21 protein-coding genes, 1 tRNA gene and 2 pseudogenes are annotated in these 20,634 nt (G+C 49.9%); 10 read left to right on the forward strand and 14 right to left on the reverse strand.

Annotated features, from left to right (window positions below; translation table 11 throughout):
* The first annotated feature begins 167 nt into the window (after positions 1 to 167).
* The 3 genes from YERSI8AC_RS10855 (at position 168) to YERSI8AC_RS10865 (ending at position 4,195) form a co-directional block, all read left to right on the forward strand.
* A complete protein-coding gene (locus tag YERSI8AC_RS10855; protein ID WP_159176739.1) occupies positions 168 to 2,216 on the forward strand; it encodes an acyltransferase family protein in 2,049 nt (682 codons plus the stop codon).
* Positions 2,217 to 3,164, forward strand: coding sequence for a glycosyltransferase (locus YERSI8AC_RS10860; protein WP_009286559.1), 948 nt, complete (start codon positions 2,217 to 2,219; stop codon positions 3,162 to 3,164).
* A 236-nt stretch (positions 3,165 to 3,400) separates the two neighbouring features.
* The gene (locus YERSI8AC_RS10865; RefSeq protein WP_159176740.1) at positions 3,401 to 4,195 is read left to right on the forward strand and encodes a DUF3750 domain-containing protein; all 795 of its coding nucleotides are present in this window, start codon (positions 3,401 to 3,403) and stop codon (positions 4,193 to 4,195) included.
* 180 nt (positions 4,196 to 4,375) lie between these two features.
* On the opposite strand, the gene mntR is transcribed toward YERSI8AC_RS10865, so the two are convergent.
* Entirely contained in the window at positions 4,376 to 4,855 is a 480-nt protein-coding gene (mntR, locus tag YERSI8AC_RS10870; protein WP_022523680.1) for a manganese-binding transcriptional regulator MntR, read from the reverse strand.
* 160 nt (positions 4,856 to 5,015) lie between these two features.
* Here mntR and YERSI8AC_RS10875 point away from each other — a divergent pair, with 160 nt between their 5' ends.
* Both YERSI8AC_RS10875 and YERSI8AC_RS10880 read left to right on the forward strand, forming a co-directional pair.
* Positions 5,016 to 5,153, forward strand: coding sequence for a hypothetical protein (locus tag YERSI8AC_RS10875; protein ID WP_155705819.1), 138 nt, complete (start codon positions 5,016 to 5,018; stop codon positions 5,151 to 5,153).
* A pseudogene (locus tag YERSI8AC_RS10880) lies at positions 5,132 to 5,418 on the forward strand (metal ABC transporter permease); the annotation flags it as partial. The gene YERSI8AC_RS10875 and the pseudogene YERSI8AC_RS10880, both read left to right, overlap by 22 nt.
* Before the next feature lie 18 nt (positions 5,419 to 5,436).
* Here YERSI8AC_RS10880 and YERSI8AC_RS10885 read toward each other — a convergent pair.
* The 5 genes and pseudogenes from YERSI8AC_RS10885 to YERSI8AC_RS10905 all read right to left on the reverse strand — a co-directional run bounded on the left by YERSI8AC_RS10885 (position 5,437) and on the right by YERSI8AC_RS10905 (position 8,816).
* A complete protein-coding gene (locus YERSI8AC_RS10885; protein WP_411906434.1) occupies positions 5,437 to 5,859 on the reverse strand; it encodes an NAD-binding protein in 423 nt (140 codons plus the stop codon).
* A gap of 111 nt (positions 5,860 to 5,970) precedes the next feature.
* Positions 5,971 to 6,978 (reverse strand): annotated as a pseudogene (locus YERSI8AC_RS10890) (cation:proton antiporter domain-containing protein); the annotation flags it as partial.
* A gap of 31 nt (positions 6,979 to 7,009) precedes the next feature.
* Positions 7,010 to 7,459 carry a potassium channel family protein gene (locus tag YERSI8AC_RS10895; protein ID WP_041158426.1) on the reverse strand — a complete coding sequence of 150 codons (450 nt, stop codon included), beginning with the start codon at positions 7,457 to 7,459 and terminating at the stop codon, positions 7,010 to 7,012.
* A gap of 26 nt (positions 7,460 to 7,485) precedes the next feature.
* Entirely contained in the window at positions 7,486 to 7,611 is a 126-nt protein-coding gene (locus tag YERSI8AC_RS10900; RefSeq protein WP_268747805.1) for a hypothetical protein, read from the reverse strand.
* Positions 7,608 to 8,816 carry an MFS transporter gene (locus tag YERSI8AC_RS10905; RefSeq protein WP_159176742.1) on the reverse strand — a complete coding sequence of 403 codons (1,209 nt, stop codon included), beginning with the start codon at positions 8,814 to 8,816 and terminating at the stop codon, positions 7,608 to 7,610. The genes YERSI8AC_RS10900 and YERSI8AC_RS10905 overlap by 4 nt, the downstream gene beginning before the upstream one ends.
* A gap of 166 nt (positions 8,817 to 8,982) precedes the next feature.
* Between YERSI8AC_RS10905 and YERSI8AC_RS10910 the strand changes: the two genes are divergently transcribed.
* Entirely contained in the window at positions 8,983 to 10,332 is a 1,350-nt protein-coding gene (locus YERSI8AC_RS10910; RefSeq protein WP_159176743.1) for a Na+/H+ antiporter family protein, read from the forward strand.
* 66 nt (positions 10,333 to 10,398) lie between these two features.
* On the opposite strand, the gene YERSI8AC_RS10915 is transcribed toward YERSI8AC_RS10910, so the two are convergent.
* From YERSI8AC_RS10915 to YERSI8AC_RS10930, 4 genes are all read right to left on the reverse strand, one after another.
* Positions 10,399 to 11,130 (reverse strand): RNA methyltransferase, encoded by a 732-nt coding sequence (locus YERSI8AC_RS10915; RefSeq protein WP_027959272.1) that lies wholly within the window; start codon positions 11,128 to 11,130, stop codon positions 10,399 to 10,401.
* A 200-nt stretch (positions 11,131 to 11,330) separates the two neighbouring features.
* Entirely contained in the window at positions 11,331 to 12,974 is a 1,644-nt protein-coding gene (gene groL / locus YERSI8AC_RS10920; protein WP_133730648.1) for a chaperonin GroEL, read from the reverse strand.
* An 85-nt stretch (positions 12,975 to 13,059) separates the two neighbouring features.
* Positions 13,060 to 13,353 carry a co-chaperone GroES gene (locus YERSI8AC_RS10925; RefSeq protein ID WP_027959273.1) on the reverse strand — a complete coding sequence of 98 codons (294 nt, stop codon included), beginning with the start codon at positions 13,351 to 13,353 and terminating at the stop codon, positions 13,060 to 13,062.
* 235 nt (positions 13,354 to 13,588) lie between these two features.
* The gene (locus tag YERSI8AC_RS10930; protein ID WP_027959274.1) at positions 13,589 to 14,074 is read right to left on the reverse strand and encodes an FxsA family protein; all 486 of its coding nucleotides are present in this window, start codon (positions 14,072 to 14,074) and stop codon (positions 13,589 to 13,591) included.
* 181 nt (positions 14,075 to 14,255) lie between these two features.
* Here YERSI8AC_RS10930 and YERSI8AC_RS10935 point away from each other — a divergent pair, with 181 nt between their 5' ends.
* Entirely contained in the window at positions 14,256 to 15,017 is a 762-nt protein-coding gene (locus tag YERSI8AC_RS10935) for an SDR family oxidoreductase (protein ID WP_027959275.1), read from the forward strand.
* Positions 15,018 to 15,128: 111 nt separating this feature from the next.
* On the opposite strand, the gene YERSI8AC_RS10940 is transcribed toward YERSI8AC_RS10935, so the two are convergent.
* The 3 genes from YERSI8AC_RS10940 to YERSI8AC_RS10950 all read right to left on the reverse strand — a co-directional run bounded on the left by YERSI8AC_RS10940 (position 15,129) and on the right by YERSI8AC_RS10950 (position 17,242).
* A complete protein-coding gene (locus tag YERSI8AC_RS10940) occupies positions 15,129 to 16,115 on the reverse strand; it encodes a hypothetical protein (RefSeq protein WP_027959276.1) in 987 nt (328 codons plus the stop codon).
* Between the two features lie 49 nt (positions 16,116 to 16,164).
* A complete protein-coding gene (locus YERSI8AC_RS10945; protein WP_159176744.1) occupies positions 16,165 to 16,821 on the reverse strand; it encodes a hypothetical protein in 657 nt (218 codons plus the stop codon).
* A gap of 336 nt (positions 16,822 to 17,157) precedes the next feature.
* Positions 17,158 to 17,242 (reverse strand) — tRNA-Leu (locus YERSI8AC_RS10950).
* Between the two features lie 83 nt (positions 17,243 to 17,325).
* Between YERSI8AC_RS10950 and YERSI8AC_RS10955 the strand changes: the two genes are divergently transcribed.
* A complete protein-coding gene (locus tag YERSI8AC_RS10955) occupies positions 17,326 to 18,030 on the forward strand; it encodes a ComF family protein (protein WP_236557290.1) in 705 nt (234 codons plus the stop codon).
* Between the two features lie 54 nt (positions 18,031 to 18,084).
* A complete protein-coding gene (locus tag YERSI8AC_RS10960; RefSeq protein WP_041158432.1) occupies positions 18,085 to 19,059 on the forward strand; it encodes a serine/threonine protein kinase in 975 nt (324 codons plus the stop codon).
* 48 nt (positions 19,060 to 19,107) lie between these two features.
* Here YERSI8AC_RS10960 and YERSI8AC_RS10965 read toward each other — a convergent pair whose 3' ends face one another.
* Complete coding sequence (locus tag YERSI8AC_RS10965; RefSeq protein ID WP_009286567.1) at positions 19,108 to 19,668, reverse strand: hypothetical protein; 561 nt, start codon at positions 19,666 to 19,668, stop codon at positions 19,108 to 19,110.
* Between the two features lie 392 nt (positions 19,669 to 20,060).
* On the opposite strand from YERSI8AC_RS10965, the gene folE reads away from it, so the two are divergent.
* Positions 20,061 to 20,612, forward strand: coding sequence for a GTP cyclohydrolase I FolE (folE, locus tag YERSI8AC_RS10970; RefSeq protein ID WP_022523664.1), 552 nt, complete (start codon positions 20,061 to 20,063; stop codon positions 20,610 to 20,612).
* Positions 20,613 to 20,634 lie beyond the last annotated feature (22 nt).

Here is a 20,634-nt window from a genome sequence, read left to right on the forward strand (position 1 = left end):
TTAACTCGAGGTTGGTTTTTCTAGAAAATACCCGTTGATGAGTAAGAAAATTATCTATTTTTGCCGAAACTCCTTTACGCAGACTTTAAACTCTCCTCTGGAGGCCCTCAAGGGTATCTGTGGGTAGATGTATTGAATGTTTTTGCTATTTATTAAGGAGGATAGAAGTGAACAAAACGTTTGATGTTTATACTCTCGATAACAAGTATCGTAAGGATATTCAAGGAGTTCGTGCCATCGGCGCGATGCTGGTGCTTGTTTTCCATATCTGGTTTCAGAAGGTATCTGGAGGTGTCGATGTATTTTTCGTTGTATCTGGTTTTCTAATGACCGGAATGTTGCTTCGTCAGTATGCAAGGGATGGTAATATAAAGCCCTTTCATTTTTGGGGAGGAATTATTAAACGGGTGGCTCCATCCGCTTATGTTGTACTCTTAACGACTTTCATTCTCAGTTATTTTTTCGTACCACCTGTTTACTGGGTGGCTACAATACATGAATTTATTTTTAGCGCAGGGCATTTAGAAAACTTATTGCTAATAAGAAGAGAGGTTGATTACTTACAAATTGGAGACCCAGCAAGCCCTTTTCAACAGTATTGGGCACTATCAATTCAAGTGCAATTCTATGCCTTTCTCCCTTTGCTTATTGGGCCACTATTGTATATTTCAAACAAAATGAAATCATTGATACCTTTAATGTTGGGAGTTTCTATAGTTTTTTTTATTTCTTTTTTTTACTCGTTGGTCTCTACGCATTTTACTCCTAACACAGCCTATTTTAATCCTTTGGGAAGAGTCTGGGAGTTTCTAGCCGGCGCCTTGGTTGCTATATTTATCCCTTATGTTAAGTTGAATAAAAAAACGGCATCAATCATCTCTTTTCTAGGTATTTTTATTCTCTTTAGCATCGGTATAGCATTTCCTAGCGACTGGAATTTCCCTGGATATGTCGCGCTATTTCCTGTTGTTTCAGCTGCTTTTATCATCATTTCAGGAAACGAATCTGAAAAACGTACACTGGTGAATAGGTTATTGTCAAATCGATATCTTGTCATGTTGGGTGCCATGTCTTTTACCATTTACCTTTGGCACTGGCCGATATTGGTTTTTTTTCAGCACTATTATGAAACAACAAACTTAGGCGTTGTAAAAGGTATGACCATTGTTGTATTAGGAGTTTTGCTGGCTATTATTACGACCTGGTTGATTGAAAAGCCTTTTAGGAAAATACCCAAGTCTAGGGTTTGGATCTCCTATATTGCAGGTTTTTCATTTTTCATTCCTTCGGTTACGCTTGGGTTGGGTGCTAAATACTATATTGAAAATCTGCATGATGTAAAAGTTGATTTTAAAAGATCTGCATTCGAGGGCGATGAGATTTCTATACAAGACGATGCTTCCAATTTGAACTATTGGTATGTTACCGCCATTTCTAATGACTTAGGCGAGACCATGGACAGAGATAATGGTTGTGCTACGGTCATTACAGAGTCCAAAATTTCATCTTGTGATTTTGGAGATACCTCTTCAGGAAATGTAGTCGCACTCGTAGGCGGGTCGCATATAGGTCAGTGGGAACCTTTTTTCTCGAGTCTAGGGAATGAATATGGATTTAAAGTGGTAAGTATCATAAAGAATTCTTGTTCCCTTGGCTATGAAATTGTGGAAGGTAATGATACTTGTAAGTTATGGAATGAAAATATCGTTGATTATTTAAGTGACCTGTCCCCTGATCTTGTTATAACAAACTCGACGAGGTCGAATCGTCCCCGTGAGAATAGATTAGTAGTAGGGAATCCTGTTGAGTTTGTTCCTTCTGGACATGTGGAAAAATGGAAGGAAATATCTGCTTTAGGTATTTTTGTAATGGGTATAAGAGATAACCCTTGGTTTGAAAGTGATCCAAGCTATTGCGTTTGGAAGAACCGTCATGAGGCAAGCCTATGTGCTCGACCCATTGAAGAGGTGTTGCTATCTGTTAATCCTGCAGATGCGTATGTAGGTGAAATACCTCTGTTTATCTCAATAGACTTTACCGAATTAATTTGTGTTGAGGGATTATGTCCGGCATATTTTGATGAAAGATTGATGTGGTCTGATACCCACCACCTGACTCGAAATTATCTGGAATATATCACCCCAAGCCTGAAAGCTTCGCTTGAGCATCAGACGTCAATTTTTCAGGTTTTTAATAATTACGGGGAGAGCAACTAAATGTCCATTTATGAATTTGAAAAAGCGGTGAAATGTAAAAGTGCGATAGAGGATGCAGGTGGGGTTACGAAGGTTCGCAGCCCAAGAGCTTCAGTAATTGTGCCTACTTATCATGATTGGGCTCGATTGAAGCTGTGTGTTAATGCTTTGAAAAACCAAACATTTCCCCAGGATGATTTTGAAGTTATTATTGTAAATAATGCACCAGAAGATACACCACCTGTTGATTTCTCTTTGCCTCACAATTTCTGTATCATTAAAGAGGGAAAGCCGGGATCATATGCTGCAAGAAATGCAGCTTTAAAATTGGCGAAAGGTGAAATTATTGCTTTTACTGATTCTGATTGTATTCCGGATCCTTACTGGTTGGAAGCTGCTGTTAACCATTTTGATAAAGGTGTAGAGCGAATAGCAGGAAAAATAGAGCTTTTTTTTAAGTCTGATAAGCTCACCCTAGTCGAAATTTATGAGAAAGCTTTTGCCTTTGATCAGGAAAAATATGCTCAGACTGGAGGAGCAGCAACTGCCAATATGATTACATTGGCGAAACACTTTGAGACGGTTGGGCTTTTTAACGATACATTAATGTCAGGAGGCGATAATGAGTGGGGCTGGCGAGCAAAAGATAAAGGTATATCTATTGAGTATGCTCCAGACGTTATTGTAAATCATCCTGCTCGTGCCGATATGAAAGCTATGCTAAAAAAACGCAAAAGGGTGATCGGTGGGGAAGTATGCAATAAAAATAATGCTTCTAAAAATACCTTTTTTTTAATTCTTCTTAAAGGCTATTTTCCTCCACGAAGACAGTTAAATATTTTTGGTAGAAAAGGACTCTCATTTTCTAGAAAGTTTTTGGCATATTTGTTGTGTTATTACTTTAAGATTTACTCAACTACTTATAAGTTAGCCTTGCTAATAGGTATTGCAAAGCCCGAGAGGTCTTGATCAATAAAATGAAATGTTGTTGACTCTGTATAAGGTTCATAAAATATAAACCCTCCATAAATATTGGAGGGTTTTTTTGGTATAAATTTTTCTTTAATTTTTCAAGTGGTGCCTGAAAAGTAGCTTACTGTACTGTTGATCATACTCTATAGAGCACATGGCGTCGTTGGAATCTATACTTGCACCCATTGAGCTATGCGGTAATAAACAGATAATCTCCAATTACGGATAATGCGATGAAAATGCTACTGCGTTGGCTTCATAGTCTAGTGGCGCTGTTAGCGTTGCTGTTAGCGTTGCTGTTAGCGTTGCTGTTAGCGTTGCTGTTAGCGGGGCCTGTTTGGCTATTGGCGAGTAATCAGGTGGCGACCGATGGGCATTGGTCGTCGCTGGATCGGTCATCTGCTGGCATAGCGCCTGATCCAGCGGTGAATGCTGAAGCCGTCGTTCAGGTATATTCAGCCCGGGCTTATAACTGGCGCGGAGCGTTTGGCGAGCATATCTGGATTGCGACCAAGACTGAAAACGCCGATAGTTACCGACTGCATCAGGTGTTGAGCTGGCGGCGTCCCACGGTGGTGTCTTCAATCGACACGCCTGATCGAGCCTGGTTTGGCAGTCCTCCTACACTGTTGGCTGACTATCGCGGCGAGGCGGCTGCACAGATAATACCGCAGATAGAGGCCGCCGCCGCTGACTACCCACAAGCTGAGCTTTATCGAGTGTGGCCTGGCCCGAACAGCAATAGCTTTATTGCCTGGGTTATACGCGAAGTGCCAGGCTTTGAGGTGACGCTCCCGGTAACTGCTATTGGTAAGGATTATATTTTCAATGGCGTTTTTGCTGCTGCGCCCAGTGGCAGCGGTTACCAGCTGTCTTTGGGTGGGGTGGTTGGCATTATGTTGGCGCTTGAGGAGGGCATTGAACTTAACCTCCTGGGCTTGAGCTTTGGTATCGATGTTATGCGACCCGCTTTGAAATTGCCGGGCATCGGGCGGTTGGGGATGCCCGTCAAGGTAACAGAAGGTTGATCAATAAGAGTAAAAAACTGTGTTTGCAGATACTTTTTATTAAACTAGTAACTACTGGGCGCTGATGACACCAAGCGGCGTTGCTGACATTATCCAAACCACTTATTTGGAAATGATTTGGAACGGCGCCATCACCCAGGTGAATCAATTGCGTTTTCCCACTGATGAGGAGTAGTGGGGTTAGCTGTTTTGCTGCTGCTCGGTAAAGCGCTGCATAATGGCGAGGGTTTCGTCGCTCACATGGTGCTCCATGCCTTCTGCGTCAATACGCGCAGTCGCATCTCTCACCCCAAGGGCGCGTAAAAAGTGCAGCACGATATCGTGGCGAGCGCGTGACGTTTCCGCCATTTTTTGACCCGCTTCGGTTAGAAACAGCGAGCGATATGGCTTGCTAGTAACCAACTCCAGCTCATTTAAACGCCGAATCATTTTTGAAACCGTCGCCTGGCTGACCGCCATACGGCTGGCAATGTCCGCCGCGCGCGCTTCGCCGCGGTGGGCCAGCAGGTCGCCAATTAGCTCAACGTAGTCTTCAATCAGTTCGGTTTCGTGGGCATTTCGCACCGTTGCATACTGCTGGGCATGCTGCTCCACAGGGGGCAGGGCATCTCCAGGAATGCTTGGGGCAGTCAATGAGGCGTTCGGATTAGAATCAGTCATTGGTAAATTATATCGGAAGCAGTGGGAACAATCATTGGATAGTCGCTGGGATAGTAACGTATTTTTGTGCAATATTGTTAGCCTAGGCTAAACTATTTGCACAATGCTTTCTTGTTGAGCTGCAATATACTTATCGGTCATGTACAAAAAAGGAGAGATAATGAGTAAGCGCAATCTGGGTATGGCCTTGAGCCTACCGCTATGGCTGAGCGCTGCACTAGCCTGTACCGAAGCGCCCAGTGCCGAAGCGCAAGAGAATGCGACTTCTCCTTCCCTACCATCGTGGCGGGTTTGGTAACGGTGGGTATCATTTTAGTGGTGGCGATGCTGATCACCCTAGGAGCAACGGCACACCTGCTCACCGACCGTTTTAAAACCATAATGCTGATTTCCGTGGGTGTAGGATAGCTCGGCGGTCATCGGGCTATGGCTTTCGGTGGTGTTGGGCGTTGCCTCGGGCGGTGCGATCGTGCTCGTCGCTACCTGCTGGTTCTTTATGGCGCTGCTTTTCTCGCCCAAGCAGGGGGCTGATGCGTTTTTGGTGCCATCGTCAAATTAGTTAGCACCATTTACTTAAGCGTTTACAACGGCGGCGACTGCAGGCATTCCCAGGTTTTCTCGGCAATACCGATGCCAGCACCGGTCATCAGCAAATACGTTTGATCTACTCCAGCGGTATGCAGCGGTTCGGCTTCATCTTGGAAGTGGATGCCCGCAATAATGTGGCCAGTGAAGCCCGCTTTACGCAGTTCGCGGGTGGCAATAAGCTTGCTCTCAAGTTCTGGGGTGGCCAGCGTTACTGCGGTTATTTGCGCAATATGCAGGTGATGCCAAAATCCCACATCTTCAATATCACCATAAAAAACATGCCGTTGGGTATTTATTTTATTGGGATCTGAATCGATGCCCACGGCAGACAAACCTTTATCGGTAAAAAAGTCGTAGGCGGCGTTACCGGTTCGCCCCATGCCTAGCACTAAGATGGTGGCGTTGCCTAAATCCACAGGCTGTTCGTCAGGATGTCGGGCGTGCCGCTCAAAACAGAGCAGGTGTTTCTCCCAGCGATCAAAAAGCTGATGGGCAATGCGATTCAGCGGTGCGGCGATGACAAACGACAAGGCAACGGTAATTGCCAAAGGAACAAGCCACTCTTGCAAAATGCTCGCAGCGACGATCAGGCCAAACTCACTGTAAGCCGTCAAGCTTAAGCCTCCCAAAAAGGCGTTGCGTGCCCTGATTCGGAAGGCAATGAGTAGTGCAAAAAACAGGATCCCTTTAAGCGGAAGCAGAACTGCTAGGATAACCGCAAATAGCAGTGCGTCTTGATCAGGTAAGCCAGCCATGCCTATCTGCAGAAAGAAGCTGATTAACAATACTTCTTTCAGCCCCCAGAGCGCCTTGGATAATTCTTGCGCACGGGGGTGTTTGGCCAGCAGCAGGCCCATGACCAGGGCTCCTACTTCTGAGCTTAAACCCACTGCTTCAAAGCCCATGCCGCCAACGGCAATAGCTAATACGGCGCCTAGTAGCACCAGTAATTCATCGTGCTGCGCCGCGTTCATAAGCCAATAAAGTACCGGCCTTAATAGCGGTACCAAAAAAACCAGCACGGCCCAGGGGCTAGGGGAGTTGCCGCTGTAGATGCTGAGAACGGCTAAAGCCACAAGGTCTTGAATAATCAGAATGCCAATCGCAATTCGGCCATGTAGGGCGCGTAATTCGCGTTTGCTTTCAAGGACTTTGGCCGCTAATACCGTGCTTGAAAAAGACAGCGCAGTGGCCAGCAGAATTGCTTTGTCCAGGGGCAGCGATAGAAAAATGACAAAACCAGATGTAAACAACAGGCAGGTAATTGCCAAGTGTATAAAGGAACTTCCTAGCACAACGGGCTCTGCCAGGCTGCGGATATTGAGTTTAAGACCAATGGTGAACAGCAGTAGCAGAACCCCTAGATGGGCAAGGTGTTCAAGCATTGGGCCCGCATCACTTGGGAAGCCAATACTGGGCCCAAAGGCATTGAGTGCAAACCCTGCTGATAAGAACCCCACGAGTGGCGGTAAACTTAGCTGTCGTGCTGCGATACCAAAGATAAACGCTACCGATAGAATAACCACTTCAAACATGCCGGATCCCTAGAGCGCGTAACGAAGCTGATTATCTTCCAACTCGCCAGTGCTTTTGCATTTCTATAAAAGTGAATGATGCTGACCAAGTGATCAATACAAAGCCTGTTAAAGCCAGCGTGCCGTACAGAAAACGTACCGGCCCAATGGCATATATATCGCCATAGCCCACGGTGGTATAGGTCACCGCAGAGAAGAAGATATAATCAAAAATGTTGAAGCTGTCGTACCCATGTAAAGCACCAATGCTTAATTGCTCGGTAAGCCACCAGCCAGTGATGCCAAATAGCCAAATTTCGACAACGTGGGTCATCAATACTCCAAACGCCATCGCCAGGATGCGTTGCCGATGTGGTCTTCGAGATTTTTCTATTTGGTGCGAGATAAGCCACAGGGCTTCATAGTGAAGCAGCACCGCAATGACCACGGTAATAAAAGTGGTTACCACCACGGTGACATGCTCAGGGTAAGGAATAGTCATCTTAGCAAGTAGTCAACCTTTGCTCGTTAGCATAACCGGGTTCCCATCAGTAGCAAGGCAGCATCCATATGCTGCCAGCCCCACCATGCGAGTATTAAACAGCTAAACAGCAGAGTTGCCACCATGGCCTTGAGTAAATTATTGCGTGTCATGGGATCACCGTTGTTGACTGCGAGCGCTCGAGCGGCTTTTCATTGATAAACCAATGCAGTGCAGCAGCGACGACCGAGAGCACAATAGCAATTTGCCAGACCGTATTGTAGTTGCCAGTAAGGTCATAAAAATAGCCACCCAGCCATACACCCATAAAAGAGCCTAACTGGTGAAACAGAAATACGATGCCGCCCAGCATGGAGAGGTGACGAACACCAAACACGGAAGCCACAATGCCGTTGGTTAATGGTACGGTAGAGAGCCATAGAAGCCCCATGACGATACCAAATAGGGAAGCGCTGGTTGGGCTTAACGGCAAATAAACAAACGCCGTAATCACTACGCCGCGAATCAAATAGAGCCAGGTTAGCAGCTTGGGTTTTGACCAGATGCCGCCCATCCAACCCGCGGTATAAGTGCCAACAATATTAAACAGTCCCACTAAGGCCAGTACCGTCGTACCCACCTTTACCGCCAGGCCGTTATCGAATAAGTAGCCGGGGAGGTGCACGGCAATGAACACCACCTGAAAGCCACAGACAAAAAAGCCTAAACAGAGTAGCCAGAAGCCTTTTTGGCCTGCTGCTTCGTTGAGCGCATCTTTGAGGCTTAAATCGGATGCCGTTTTGGCGGAGGGCTTGTCGCGCAGCATTGCCCCCAGGGGCAGAATGATGGTCGCGATAGCTGCCATCGCCATCAGCGCTGCGGCCCAGCCGAGCCACTCGAGCAAACCCAGAGTGCCAGGCAGCATGGCAAATTGCCCAAACGAGCCCGCTGCGCTAACGATCCCCATGGCCATACTGCGTTTTTCAGGCGCCACTGCGCGCCCCACAGCACCTAAAATAACCGAGAATGTGGTACCGGAGAGGCCAAGGCCAATCAACAGCCCGGCGCTGACCGTCATGCCTAGTTCTGACGTAGAGAGGCTCATAAACAGCAGCCCCAAGGCATACAGCAAGCCGCCAACAACGATAATCCTGGCCGCACCGAAGCGATCCGCGAGCGCCCCGGTAAAGGGTTGCGATAAGCCCCAAACCAGGTTTTGTAAGGCTAGTGCAAAAGCAAATACACCACGCCCCCAGCCGAGCTCGCTGCTGAGGGGCTCCATAAAGAGCCCGAAACCATGGCGTAAGCCCATGGCCGTGGAAATAACCAAGCTTCCCAATATAATCAGCAGCAGTGAGTGGCGAAGAACGAAGGCCATGATGTTCTCTTTGTTGGCAGGCTAACAGTTAGCTCACTATCGCATGCGTTGTGCGCTTTTAGAAGCTAGGAATAGGTAAGTAAGGCAGTATTAGTTTTATGCTATTAATCTGCTAAAATCCGCCCCCTTCGCCGTTAATGACCTCTCAATAGCTCTAAGGATTTTCATGAATGCAGTAATTCTTGCGGTGCTGGTGATGGTGGCGCTATCGCTGGCGCGTGTCTCGGTGGTATTTGCGTTAGTGGTGGGCGCTTTAGTCGGCGGTTTAGTGGGCGGGTTGTCACTAGAACAAACTCTGGAAGCCTTTAATACAGGCGTGGGCGGCGGGGCCCAGGTGGCGCTGGCCTACGCCACTTTGGGGGCCTTCGCTGTGGCGATCTCTCGCTCTGGGCTACCGGATATGCTGGCTAATCGTTTGATTACGCTGCTGGGTAAAAAAGAGGCAACCGTTGCGCAGCAGACGCGGGTCAAAATGCTGTTGCTAACGGCTGTGTTGTTGGTGGCTATTTCTTCTCAGAACGCTATCCCGGTACATATTGCCTTTATACCGGTGCTGATTCCGCCGCTATTAACCGTGATGAACCGCTTAAAGTTGGATCGACGCGCGGTGGCCTGTGCGCTCACCTTTGGTTTAACGGCCCCTTATATGCTGCTGCCGGTAGGGTTTGGGGCTATCTTTCTAAACGATATTCTTTTGGCCAACTTAAATAGCGCTGGGGAACCGCTGGGTTTAGAGATCACCCGTGGCATGGTGCCGCTGGCCATGGCAGTACCGGTAGGGGGGATGGCACTGGGGCTAATCGTTGCGCTATTTTGGAGTTACCGCCGCCCGCGTGAGTATCAAGCCGAAGATATCGCTAACGCCAACGTTACCGAAGGCCATACGCCCGCCAAACCGCATAGGCTGGGGCTTGTGATGTCGGGGGTGGCAATCGTCGCAGCGCTCGGCCTCCAGCTTTACAGTGGCTCAATGATACTGGGGGGCTTGGTAGGGATTGGCCTGCTTTCAATGGGGGGCATCTTTAAGTGGCGCGAAGCTGACGATCTATTTACCAGCGGTATGCGCATGATGGCGCTGATTGGTTTTATCATGATCTCCGCAGCGGGCTTTGCCGAGGTCATGAAAACCACGGGAGAGATTGATGCCCTGGTGTCAGGAGCTTTTTCACTCTTTGGCGATAACCGTGGGCTAGCGGCGCTGGTGATGCTGTTGGTAGGGCTATTCATTACCCTGGGTATCGGCTCGTCGTTCTCAACCATTCCCATTATTGCTGCCATCTTTGTGCCCTTGGCGGTACAGTTTGGCTTCTCTCCCATGGCCACGGTGGTGCTGGTGGGTACGGCAGCGGCGTTGGGTGATGCAGGCTCGCCTGCCTCTGACTCTACCCTGGGCCCCACTTCAGGCCTTAACGTTGACCGTCAGCACGATCATATGTGGGACAGCGTGGTGCCAACGTTTCTGCACTACAACATTCCGTTAGTCGGCTTTGGCTGGCTAGCGGCAATGATGCTCTAAAAGCCTTATCTTCAAACTAAAAAGGGACAACTTGGTTGTCCCTTTTTAGTCGCTTTAACTCTATCACTATTTAGGCAGATGACTTTCAAACGCGCTTAATAGCCCACGCAGAAGCGAAAGCTCTTTGCGGCTGGGCTGAGCGCGAGCGAATAGGGCTTGAAGCTGCTCTTCAGTGCGGGCATGTGGCTGGGTTAAAAAGCCACTTTCCTGCATTAAGCGGCCCAGATGCGCTTGAAAGTGTAAGAACTGTTCGCGGCTGGGTGGCGTTGCCTCCAGCGGGCGCTGATAAGTAAAACCGCTCCCATCACCTTTACGCCAGGCGCGATGTACTTCATAAGCGAGTATCTGTACTGCCTGGGATAGATTCAGAATACCGTAATCAGGGTTGGCAGGAATGCTGACCTGATGCGTGCAGCAGCGAATCTCATCGTTAGTCAGCCCCGAACGTTCACGCCCAAACACCAGTGCCACCGGCGCCGTTTGAGCGTTCTGGATGACGTCTGTTGCCATCTCATCAGGTTCGTCAAAGTGGGGAAGGGGCAGGCTGCGCAAGCGTGCACTGGCACCCACGACCTGCACGCAGTCGTTGACGGCTTCCTCCAGCGAGGTAACCACCCGCGCACTCTCCAGGACATCAGTGGCACCCGCCGCTAGCCGATTCGCTTCTTCATCGGGGAATAGGCGCGGATTAACCAGCACCAGCTCGGTCAGGCCCATGGTTTTCATGGCTCGCGCGGCAGCGCCGATATTGCCGGGATGGAAGGTCTGAACGAGTACGATACGGATATGCTGCAACATGCGCTGGTGCCCAGTAGTGAAAATGTAGCTTAAAAAAATCGCCCAGATAGTAGCACGTTCGGCCCTGGAAATGGCTGACAAAACGCTATCGACAACCTCGCGCCTGTAGGCGCCTCAAAACGCAAGAACCCCGCACAAGGCGGGGTTCTTGTTGACAGCTAAATGCTAGCCGTCGATAGAGCGAAGGGCTCAGGGGTGCATTACATCATGCCGCCCATACCACCCATTCCGCCCATGCCACCCATATCAGGTGCAGAGTCTTTCTCTTCAGGGTCTTCTGCGATCATGCACTCAGTGGTGATCATCAGGCCAGCAACAGAACCAGCGGACTGCAGTGCAGTACGGGTTACTTTCGCTGGATCCAGGACGCCCATTTCAAACAGGTCGCCATACTCACCGGTTTGTGCGTTGTAGCCGAAGTTGCCTTCGCCATCTTTCACACGGTTAATCACAACGGCAGGCTCTTCACCAGCGTTGGAAACGATTTGACGCAGTGGTGACTGCATAGCGCGTAGCGCCATGTTGATACCGTGATTCTGGTCTTCGTTATCGCCAGTAAGGCCCTGTACTTTGGCCATTACGCGAACCAGTGCTGTACCGCCACCTGGCACCACGCCTTCTTCAACGGCTGCACGAGTAGAGTGCAGAGCGTCTTCAACACGGGCTTTCTTCTCTTTCATTTCTACTTCGGTGGCAGCACCGACGCGGATAACGGCAACACCGCCTGCCAGTTTGGCAACGCGCTCTTGCAGTTTCTCTTTGTCGTAGTCAGAAGAGGTGTCTTCGATTTGCGCGCGGATCTGGTTAACGCGTGCTTCGATATCGCCTTCTGCACCAGCACCATCGATGATAGTGGTGTTTTCTTTAGACATCGTCATGCGCTTAGCAGTACCCAGGTGATCCAGGTTGGCTTGCTCAAGCGTCAGGCCGACTTCTTCAGAAATGACCGTGCCGTTAGTCAGAATAGCGATATCCTGCAGCATGGACTTACGACGGTCGCCGAAGCCCGGTGCTTTAGCAGCGGCTACTTTAACGATACCGCGCATGTTGTTTACAACCAACGTTGCCAGGGCTTCGCCTTCGATATCTTCAGCGATGATGGCCAGTGGCTTGCCTTGTTTAGCAACAGCTTCGAGAACCGGCAGCAGCTCACGGATGTTGGAGATCTTTTTATCCACTAGCAGGATGTAGGGATCTTCCAGTTCAACCGTCATGGTGTCCTGGTTGGTAACGAAGTAGGGCGAGAGGTAGCCGCGGTCAAACTGCATACCTTCAACGACTTCCAGCTCGTCTTCAAAGCCACGGCCTTCATCAACGGTGATGACGCCTTCTTTGCCGACTTTTTCCATCGCTTCGGCGATGATTTCACCGATGCGTTTGTCGCCGTTTGCAGAGATAGTGCCTACCTGAGCAATCGACTTGGTATCGGTGCAAGGTACCGACATGGCTTTGATTTCTTTAACCGCAGCGTTGACCGCTTGGTCGATGCCGCGCTTAAGATCCATCGGGTTCATGCCCGCCGTCACGCCTTTCAGGCCTTCAGCGATAATGGCCTGGGCCAGAACAGTAGCGGTAGTCGTGCCATCGCCTGCAGCGTCAGAAGTCTGTGAAGCGACTTCTTTCACCATTTGCGCGCCCATGTTTTCGAACTTGTCTTTCAGTTCGATCTCTTTGGCAACAGAAACACCGTCTTTAGTAACGGTGGGGGAGCCGAAAGATTTTTCCAGTACTACGTTACGGCCTTTCGGGCCGAGGGTAACTTTTACCGCGTTGGCGAGAACGTCGACACCGCGGGCCATGCGTTTACGAGCATCATCGGAGAACTTAACTTGTTTAGCTGACATATCTGCTACTTCCTAATATTGAATGCAAAAACGTGAAAGTAAATAGTCGAAGCACTGGTTAAATAAGTACCAGCTGCAACGATGCTTAGCCTTCAACAACGGCAAGAATATCGGCTTCGCTCATGATCAAGACTTCTTCGCCGTCGATTTTTTGCTTCTCGACGCCATAGCCATCTTTAAAGATCACGTTATCGCCAACCTTAACGTCTAGCGGACGGACATCGCCATTTTCCAGAATGCGACCATTACCGACGGCGAGTATTTCACCGCGTGTCGGTTTTTCTGCTGCATTGCCCGGAAGCACGATGCCGCCTGCGGTTTTTTGCTCTTCTTCAACGCGACGGACGATGACACGATCGTGCAAAGGACGGATATTCATTCACGTTCTCCTGAGTATGGTTGAAGCCCTGGTGAGGGCGGTTAGCCTAAAAGTGTTCTCGAGGGAGTAACCCGCGAGAAGTGAAGACCTCACGGTCTTCTTTGTTAATGGCAGCTACCGTCTCGATCGCTGCCGAATTTGTGTGCTGAATGAAAAATGGGGGCTGCGAATGGCCTTTCAAGGGGGCGAGTAATAAAAAAATTGCTTTTCCGCTGAATTTCTTCCGAAGAAAACCTCAGCGACGGCGTGGGGGCTCATCTCGACTAATAAAATCACCTTCAATCGGGCCATCCTGTTGTGAAGACTGGCTGTTTTGATATTCATTGGGCCGAGCTGATGAAGCGCTGGGGCCTTGCTGTTGTCCGGCAACTTTTTTAAGCCCCAGCCAGGTAAGTGCTTTGAACATCAATTGCCGCGCGCTGGGGATCAAGCATGCCAAGCCTACTGCATCAGACAAAAAGCCTGGGGCCATTAATAAGGCACCGCCGAAGATAAGTGCAGCGCCAGTTAATAGCTCACTGGAGGGGAGTTCACCAGCCTCCATGCGCTGGCGTGCCCGCGCAAAGGTGGATACACCCTCTTTACGAATCAGGTGTAGCCCGGCAAAACCTGTGCCGAGCACTAAAAGTAGGGTGGTGAATAGGCCGATCTGGCTGCCAATCGAAAACAGAACCACAAAATCCAGTAGAGTGAAAAGTGATATAAAAATAAGAATAGGCATGGCTAACTCCCGAAAAAGCGACTCGATAACAGTCGTAAATGCGTAATATGGTGACATAAATATAAATAGCAAGCAGCTGACATGGCGTATTCCAGCGATGATGTAGCTCGATTTATGTCCATAATTCTTCTATGCTGCGATGCACAATGAAGCTGGTTTAATCTTTTGTAAGGAGTCACGAATGGTACTTACCGATAAAGTCATTGCAGTCACGGGTGGGGCGCGAGGGTTGGGTTATGCCATGGCGCTGCGCTTGGGCAGGCAGGGTGCACGCATGGCGCTATTGGATATGAGCGCTGAAGCGCTTGATCAGGCAGTATCGCAACTTGCCGCTGAAGGTATCGATGCCCAGGCGTTTGTGGTGAATGTCGCCGAAGAAGCCTCCGTGACTCAGACGTTTGCCGATATCGCGCAACGCATGGGGCCTATCAGCGGTTGTGTCAATAATGCGGGCATTACCCAGGATGCGCTGCTGGTAAAAGCCAAAGAGGGGCAAGTGGAAAAGCGCATGTCCTTAGAGGCTTGGCAAAACGTTATTAATGTCAATTTAACTGGCGTTTTCCTGTGTGGTCGCGAAGCCGCCACTCAGATGATTGAAACCGGACATGAAGGCGTGATCGTCAATATCTCCAGTATTTCCCGGGCAGGCAATATGGGGCAAAGCAATTACGCTGCCGCAAAAGCGGGCGTACATGCGTTGACAGTCACTTGGAGCCAGGAGTTGGCACGCTATGGTATTCGTACCGGCACCGTAGCGCCTGGGTTTGTGGCTACCGAAATGACCGCTGCGATGCGTCCTGATATGTTGGAGCGTATCTCGTCAAGCGTGCCGTTAAAGCGTTTGGGTGAGCCCGATAATATTGCCCAAAGCGTTGCCTTTATTATGGAGAACGACTACTTCTCTGGGCGCATCATCGAGTGTGACGGCGGTTTACGGCTGTAGTTTCTTGGCCGTGGTAAGACAAAGGCGTGTTGCATAGGTGGGCGGCTCTAAAAGGCCGCCCGCGTTGCGTGTGTAGATGAACGTGTGAACTCACTCATCTGTACATAACGCTTAAAAGTAGTCGTGGCTAATTTTGCGCTGAAAATACATCTCAAGGCGCAGGGTCATCGCCCAGCGTGGGTCGTAGCTGACATCGCGCTGGAAGTGTAGCTCCGGAATCACATCGGCGAATAAAATACCTTTATGAAGATCACGGCGGTAGCGCGTCTGAAGGTAGTAATTAGTCATGCGAGGATTGGACACACTTTCGCCGATGGCGATAGCCGAGTAGCGCAGTGCACTGCGGCGGTTGATGCGGTGATTGATTTCGGCAACTTCACTGTACTCCAGTTTGTCTTCTTCCTCGCGCCACTGAACTGTCGAGATAAAGCGTAAATGGCGGCGTTTGCTCAACGGTCGGCCGACATCCCAGCGTGTGCGCGCTGAGTAGCCTTCATTGTTGAACCATGAGACGCGGTTATTTGACTCAAGCTGCCACGGCCCTTCACCCAGTTGCCACAGGCGCTCGCTGGTAAAACGCACGTAGGGGTCAAGAGGGAGGCGCAGGCGAACACCGGCACCTACTCGATTGCTCCAGTTTTCGCGTTTATCTCGGCTTTCTAACCAATCCAGGCCGAGCGTAGAGCTGCGACGGTCACGCTGGTCATTGGCAAGGCGCCCAGAGCCCTGCTCTTCTAGGGTGCCTTGCGACTCTTCCGGGTCACTCTCGATGACCAGTCGCAGGCGATCCTCTGAGGTAGGTAGGTCAATACGGTAACGAAGGGTGGTGTCGCCGCGGGTGCCATCCCCCTCCATCCAATCAATCTCTTGGCCGAAACGTAGATAGGACTCGTTGTTGACCTGCATATGGTCGTCAGTGCCAAAGAATCCATCGATGCGGCGCGATGTGTTATCAACCCAGTTGCCTACACTTTCACGAAACGGCTCAATGCGCTCTTCCGCCCACTCGGGTAAGTCACTATCTTCCTCTTCGGCATACACATTTGTCGAAACCGTAGTGAGTAGGCCAAGCCAGCAGAGGGTTAACAGTTTATGCATCGTCGATAGTCTCGGTAATGGGGCGTCGCTGCTTAACAATAGCGTTTATTTAGCGTGCTTTATGGGTCTCGATCTCTTTTGCCCACTCCAGCACACGCTTGCGTTGGCCACGGCTATTGAGTCGATCCGTATCGACGCTCGCCGGGATAAGCTGGTGATTGGGTGGCGCGTTAAGGTCGAGGTTAAAGGTTCGTGACGCGCCTGTCGGCATATCCTCGGAGCCATAAATAGCGATAACGCGAATTTCAAGCTGAATATTCTGTTCTTGCAGTAGATTATCATCGATTTCCCAATAATCTTTAACCTGATTCACAATATCACCAAACGATTGAATGTTCAGATAATCCCCGGAAGCTAGCGGGCCTTGATGAGTGCGGTAGCTGGGTTCTTGTTGCTCACCTTGTTGGCTACCCGTTTGCTGTTCACCACCGTGCTGCTGGTACTCCACTACGTCAAGGGAGTAACTGCCCTTTTGGGTATGCAGTACCGCTACCAGGTGTTGAACATAGATCGCTTCGCTGCTCATATTGCTGATTAAGCAGATGGAGTCCACGCCGATACCTTTGCCGCGATTAATGATCACGCGGGGGCGACGCTGTCGCACATAGCCGTTATAAAGTAGCTGGGCGTAAAATACCCATACAAAGAGTGTGCAAATGCTCGCTACAGCCGAGATTGCCTGAGCATTATCGTTGAGCCATTCCATTATATGAGATCCTTCTCATTGTTATTGGTGTTAATCCCTGACGCGGGCTTTTGAGGATAGCCATTGAGGGAGGTTGGGTAGCATTATTTAGGAATAGAGACTAGCGGAAAAGTGGGGGTAAGTCAGCCAAATCGGCCTTTGATAGAGGTAGTATTAAGCAAATAACAGACACACAAAAAAATGGCATTAAGCCATTGGTATTTTTCAAACGAAGAGAAGGTATTTTGCGAAGAATACTGACCAAAAGCTATCCAGGTAGCGCTAACATCAAGCTGTTTGGAAGCTATTCAAAATACAAGAAGGGTTGTGCTAACTTCTTGAAAACTAACAAGTAATTGGTGCGGATGGGGAGACTCGAACTCCCACACCTTACGGCACTAGAACCTAAATCTAGCGTGTCTACCAATTCCACCACATCCGCTAAGACGAGGCGTATATTATCAAATTTGTGATAGAAGTCAATCAATGATTTGATATTAATGCATATGGCAGTCAGGAGAGGGCATGGCATTAAAGGGGTGGCTACAGTGGGGTAGTAATTGGGTAAAGCAGGCCATGCCCGGCTACTGCGCATTTTGTTTGGCGCCGGCATCCGCAGGGCAAGGGTGGTGCGCAACCTGTTTTTACGAGCTGCCGTGGAACCTACATGCCTGTCGCCAATGCGGTGACCCAGTTGCTCATGGTACGAGCTTTTGTGGGCACTGCTTAGTTGACCCACCGGCATTTTCGACCACCCAAGCGGGGCTGTTGTATCAAGGGTCGATCAAACAGTTGGTACATGATTTTAAATTTCATGCTTCTCCGCGGGCGGGCACGCTATTGGCTGAATTGATGCTCTTAACCCCGCCGATAGACCTGGGAAACGCACTTCTATCAGTGCCTATGACTACCACGCATGCGTGCACCCGAGGATTTAACCAGTCGCACTGGTTGGCCGAACATCTCAGCCGCCAGCTTGGGGTGCCAATGGTGACTGCCAAGCGAGTAAAGGATTCCCCCTCTCAGCGCACGCTGAACCGCCGCCAACGGGCTGCCAACCTGGCGGGTGCCTTTGTCTTTGAATCACCGCCCCCGGCGCATTTGTTAATAATCGATGATGTGGTCACCACCGGATCCACAGGCAACGCATTAGGGCGCGCTGCGCTGGAGGCAGGTGCCAAACGTGTTGATATTTGGGCGGCCGCACGGACACCGTTAGGTAAGGATTGATAGAATAGTCTTTTCGCTTATTCATTAGCTCTTTCGCCAACCCAGGAGTGGCCTATGTCACACCCGTTTAGCTCTCTTTCGCCTGATTTAGTGATGTCTGCAGTGGAGTCGCTGGATATTTGGCCTGCAGGCGAGCCTTTTGCGCTAAATAGCTATGAAAACCGTGTACTGCTATTTCGCGATGACGATGGCAAGAACTGGATTGTTAAGTTTTATCGGCCTGATCGTTGGTCAGACAGTGCGATTCAGGAAGAGCATGATTTTCTGCAGGAGCTGGTAGATCAACAGGTGTCGGTCGTTGCCCCTTGGCGTGATAAGGCGGGGACGTCTTTGCACTATTTTAAGGGCTTTCGGTTTACGCTGTTCCCCCATTGCCCCGGCCAGGCGCCAGAGCTTGATAATCCATCGCACCTATTTGCCATGGGGGAGTTGCTGGGGCGGTTGCACCAAGTGTCAGCTAAAAAAACCTTTCAGCATCGCCCGCGTTTAGAAATGGCGAGCGGTATTCTTGATGCTCAGCAGCGCGTGCTGGCCAGCAATTGGATGAGCCGTCATCAGCGCCGGGCCTATGACCGTGTGATCGAAAAGGTTCACCAGCAGCTCCTAAAACATAATGTGCCCGCCAGCAGCATGATTCGCTGCCATGGCGACTGCCATTTGGGGAATGTGCTGGGGCGTGACGAGCAGTTTACCCTGGTCGATTTTGACGACTGCACCATGGCGCCCGCCATGCAGGATATTTGGATGCTACTGCCCACCGATGACCCGCAGGGATGGCGATCGCAGTTAAGTGAAATTACCGAAGGGTATGAAGAGACGTGCCCGTTTCCTAGCGAGCAGATGGCGCTTATCGAGCCGCTTAGGAGTTATCGGCTGATCAGGCACTCAGCGTGGCTGGTATCACGTTGGGAGGATCCCGCTTTTCCTCGGGCGTTCCCCTGGCTGGCGGATAGTGGCTACTGGGATCAGCATATCCGCCAATTAGAGCAGCAGTGCCTGCAGTTAGAGAACCCACGCTGGCTGGCGTAATGAGCTTTCAGCTCACCACTGACTTTTTATGGCGATATTAGAACAAGGTCAATCAGGCACGGCTTCGTCGCGCGGCACAGGGTTGGCGATACCTTCTCCGTCTGCTTGGCGACGCTGTTCGTTAAGCTCTGCAGACGGATTGTCCAGTTCTTCAATCTCTACGGGTTGATCCAGTGTGAGAAGGAATGTCTGACCAGGGGAGAGTGCGCACTGTGAACCTTCGCAGGCGATACCATATTGGCCATCTTCGCCATAAGCGCTGGCGCTAAATTCGCCAGTGAAAATATCGCTGTCAGCGTCGTGTGTTTCAATACAGGTCGCCTCTTGGGTGGTAACGCGAATGCGCTCATCAACCCGTTGCGCCCTGCCTACGATAACGCAGTATTCCGGTAAAGAGTGTGAGGCGCTAGCAGCCTGAGTAGGGTGTAGCAAAATATCGTTAAGGCGCGTTTGGTTTGATTCAAACGCAAGCTCTTCCACAACCTCTACGCCGACGGTTGCTTCATTGGGCAGCGAAAGCGTAGCGTCTGCAGCGGTAGCCAAGAGCGGTGTAGCAAGAAAGGGGGCTGCAAGGGCGGTTAACCACAAAGGCGTTGGCTTGAATGACATGGCGAGCTCTCAATGTTGGCGCCTGCAATAAAGGCAGTTAAATAAAAACGCTTTATTATATCACAGGCATTGGGGGGACAAATTGAGTGGCGCGGCGCTCTGACGCAGTTCAAGGCTGCGCAAAAAAGCCCCTGAGTGAGGGCCAGCAGTTTTCGTACAAAGCCTGGGGAGCCACAGGCAGCCTAGATGCGGTAAAATACACTCTTTGCTTAATACTCGTTGTGCAGTGCTTTTTTAAAGTATACCTTTTGTACAATGAAGGTGGTGGATGACGCTGATTAATGTCCTCCTAATAATGATGTTACTTTTTCATGCGCAAAAGGGGATGACCTTGGTGACCACCTGGAAGCGATTGCGCATCGTTTTTGAGATACCTATTGATGAGGCTAAATATGTCCGATGATATCGCCGAGCACTACCGCCAGATAATCTCAGCACTTGGCGAAGACCCCGCCCGGGAAGGTCTGCGAGATACGCCTAAACGTGCGGCCAAGGCCATGCAGTTTCTCAATGCGGGCTACACTCAGTCATTGGACGACATTATCAATGGGGCGGTGTTTGAGTCGCAAACGGATGAGATGGTGTTGGTAAAAGACATTGAGCTCTACTCAATGTGCGAGCACCACCTGTTACCGTTCATAGGCAAATGCCATATCGCCTATTTGCCTAACGGCAAAGTGTTGGGGCTATCTAAATTTGCCAGAATCGTCGATATGTATGCTCGCCGTATGCAGATTCAGGAGAACCTAACCCGCGAGATTGCAGAGGCGGTGCAGGAAGTGACCGAGGCAAAGGGCGTTGCTGTGGTTATTGAAGCGCGGCACCTCTGCATGATGATGCGTGGCGTGGAGAAGCAAAACTCCAGCATGACATCGTCTGTCATGCTGGGTGGATTTCGTCAAAACCAAGCAACCCGGCAAGAATTTTTAATGCTCATTAGCTAACGTGTACGGTTGTCATTGACCG

This window comes from Halomonas sp. 113, assembly GCF_904067645.1.
Taxonomy (GTDB): Bacteria; Pseudomonadota; Gammaproteobacteria; order Pseudomonadales; family Halomonadaceae; genus Vreelandella; species Vreelandella titanicae.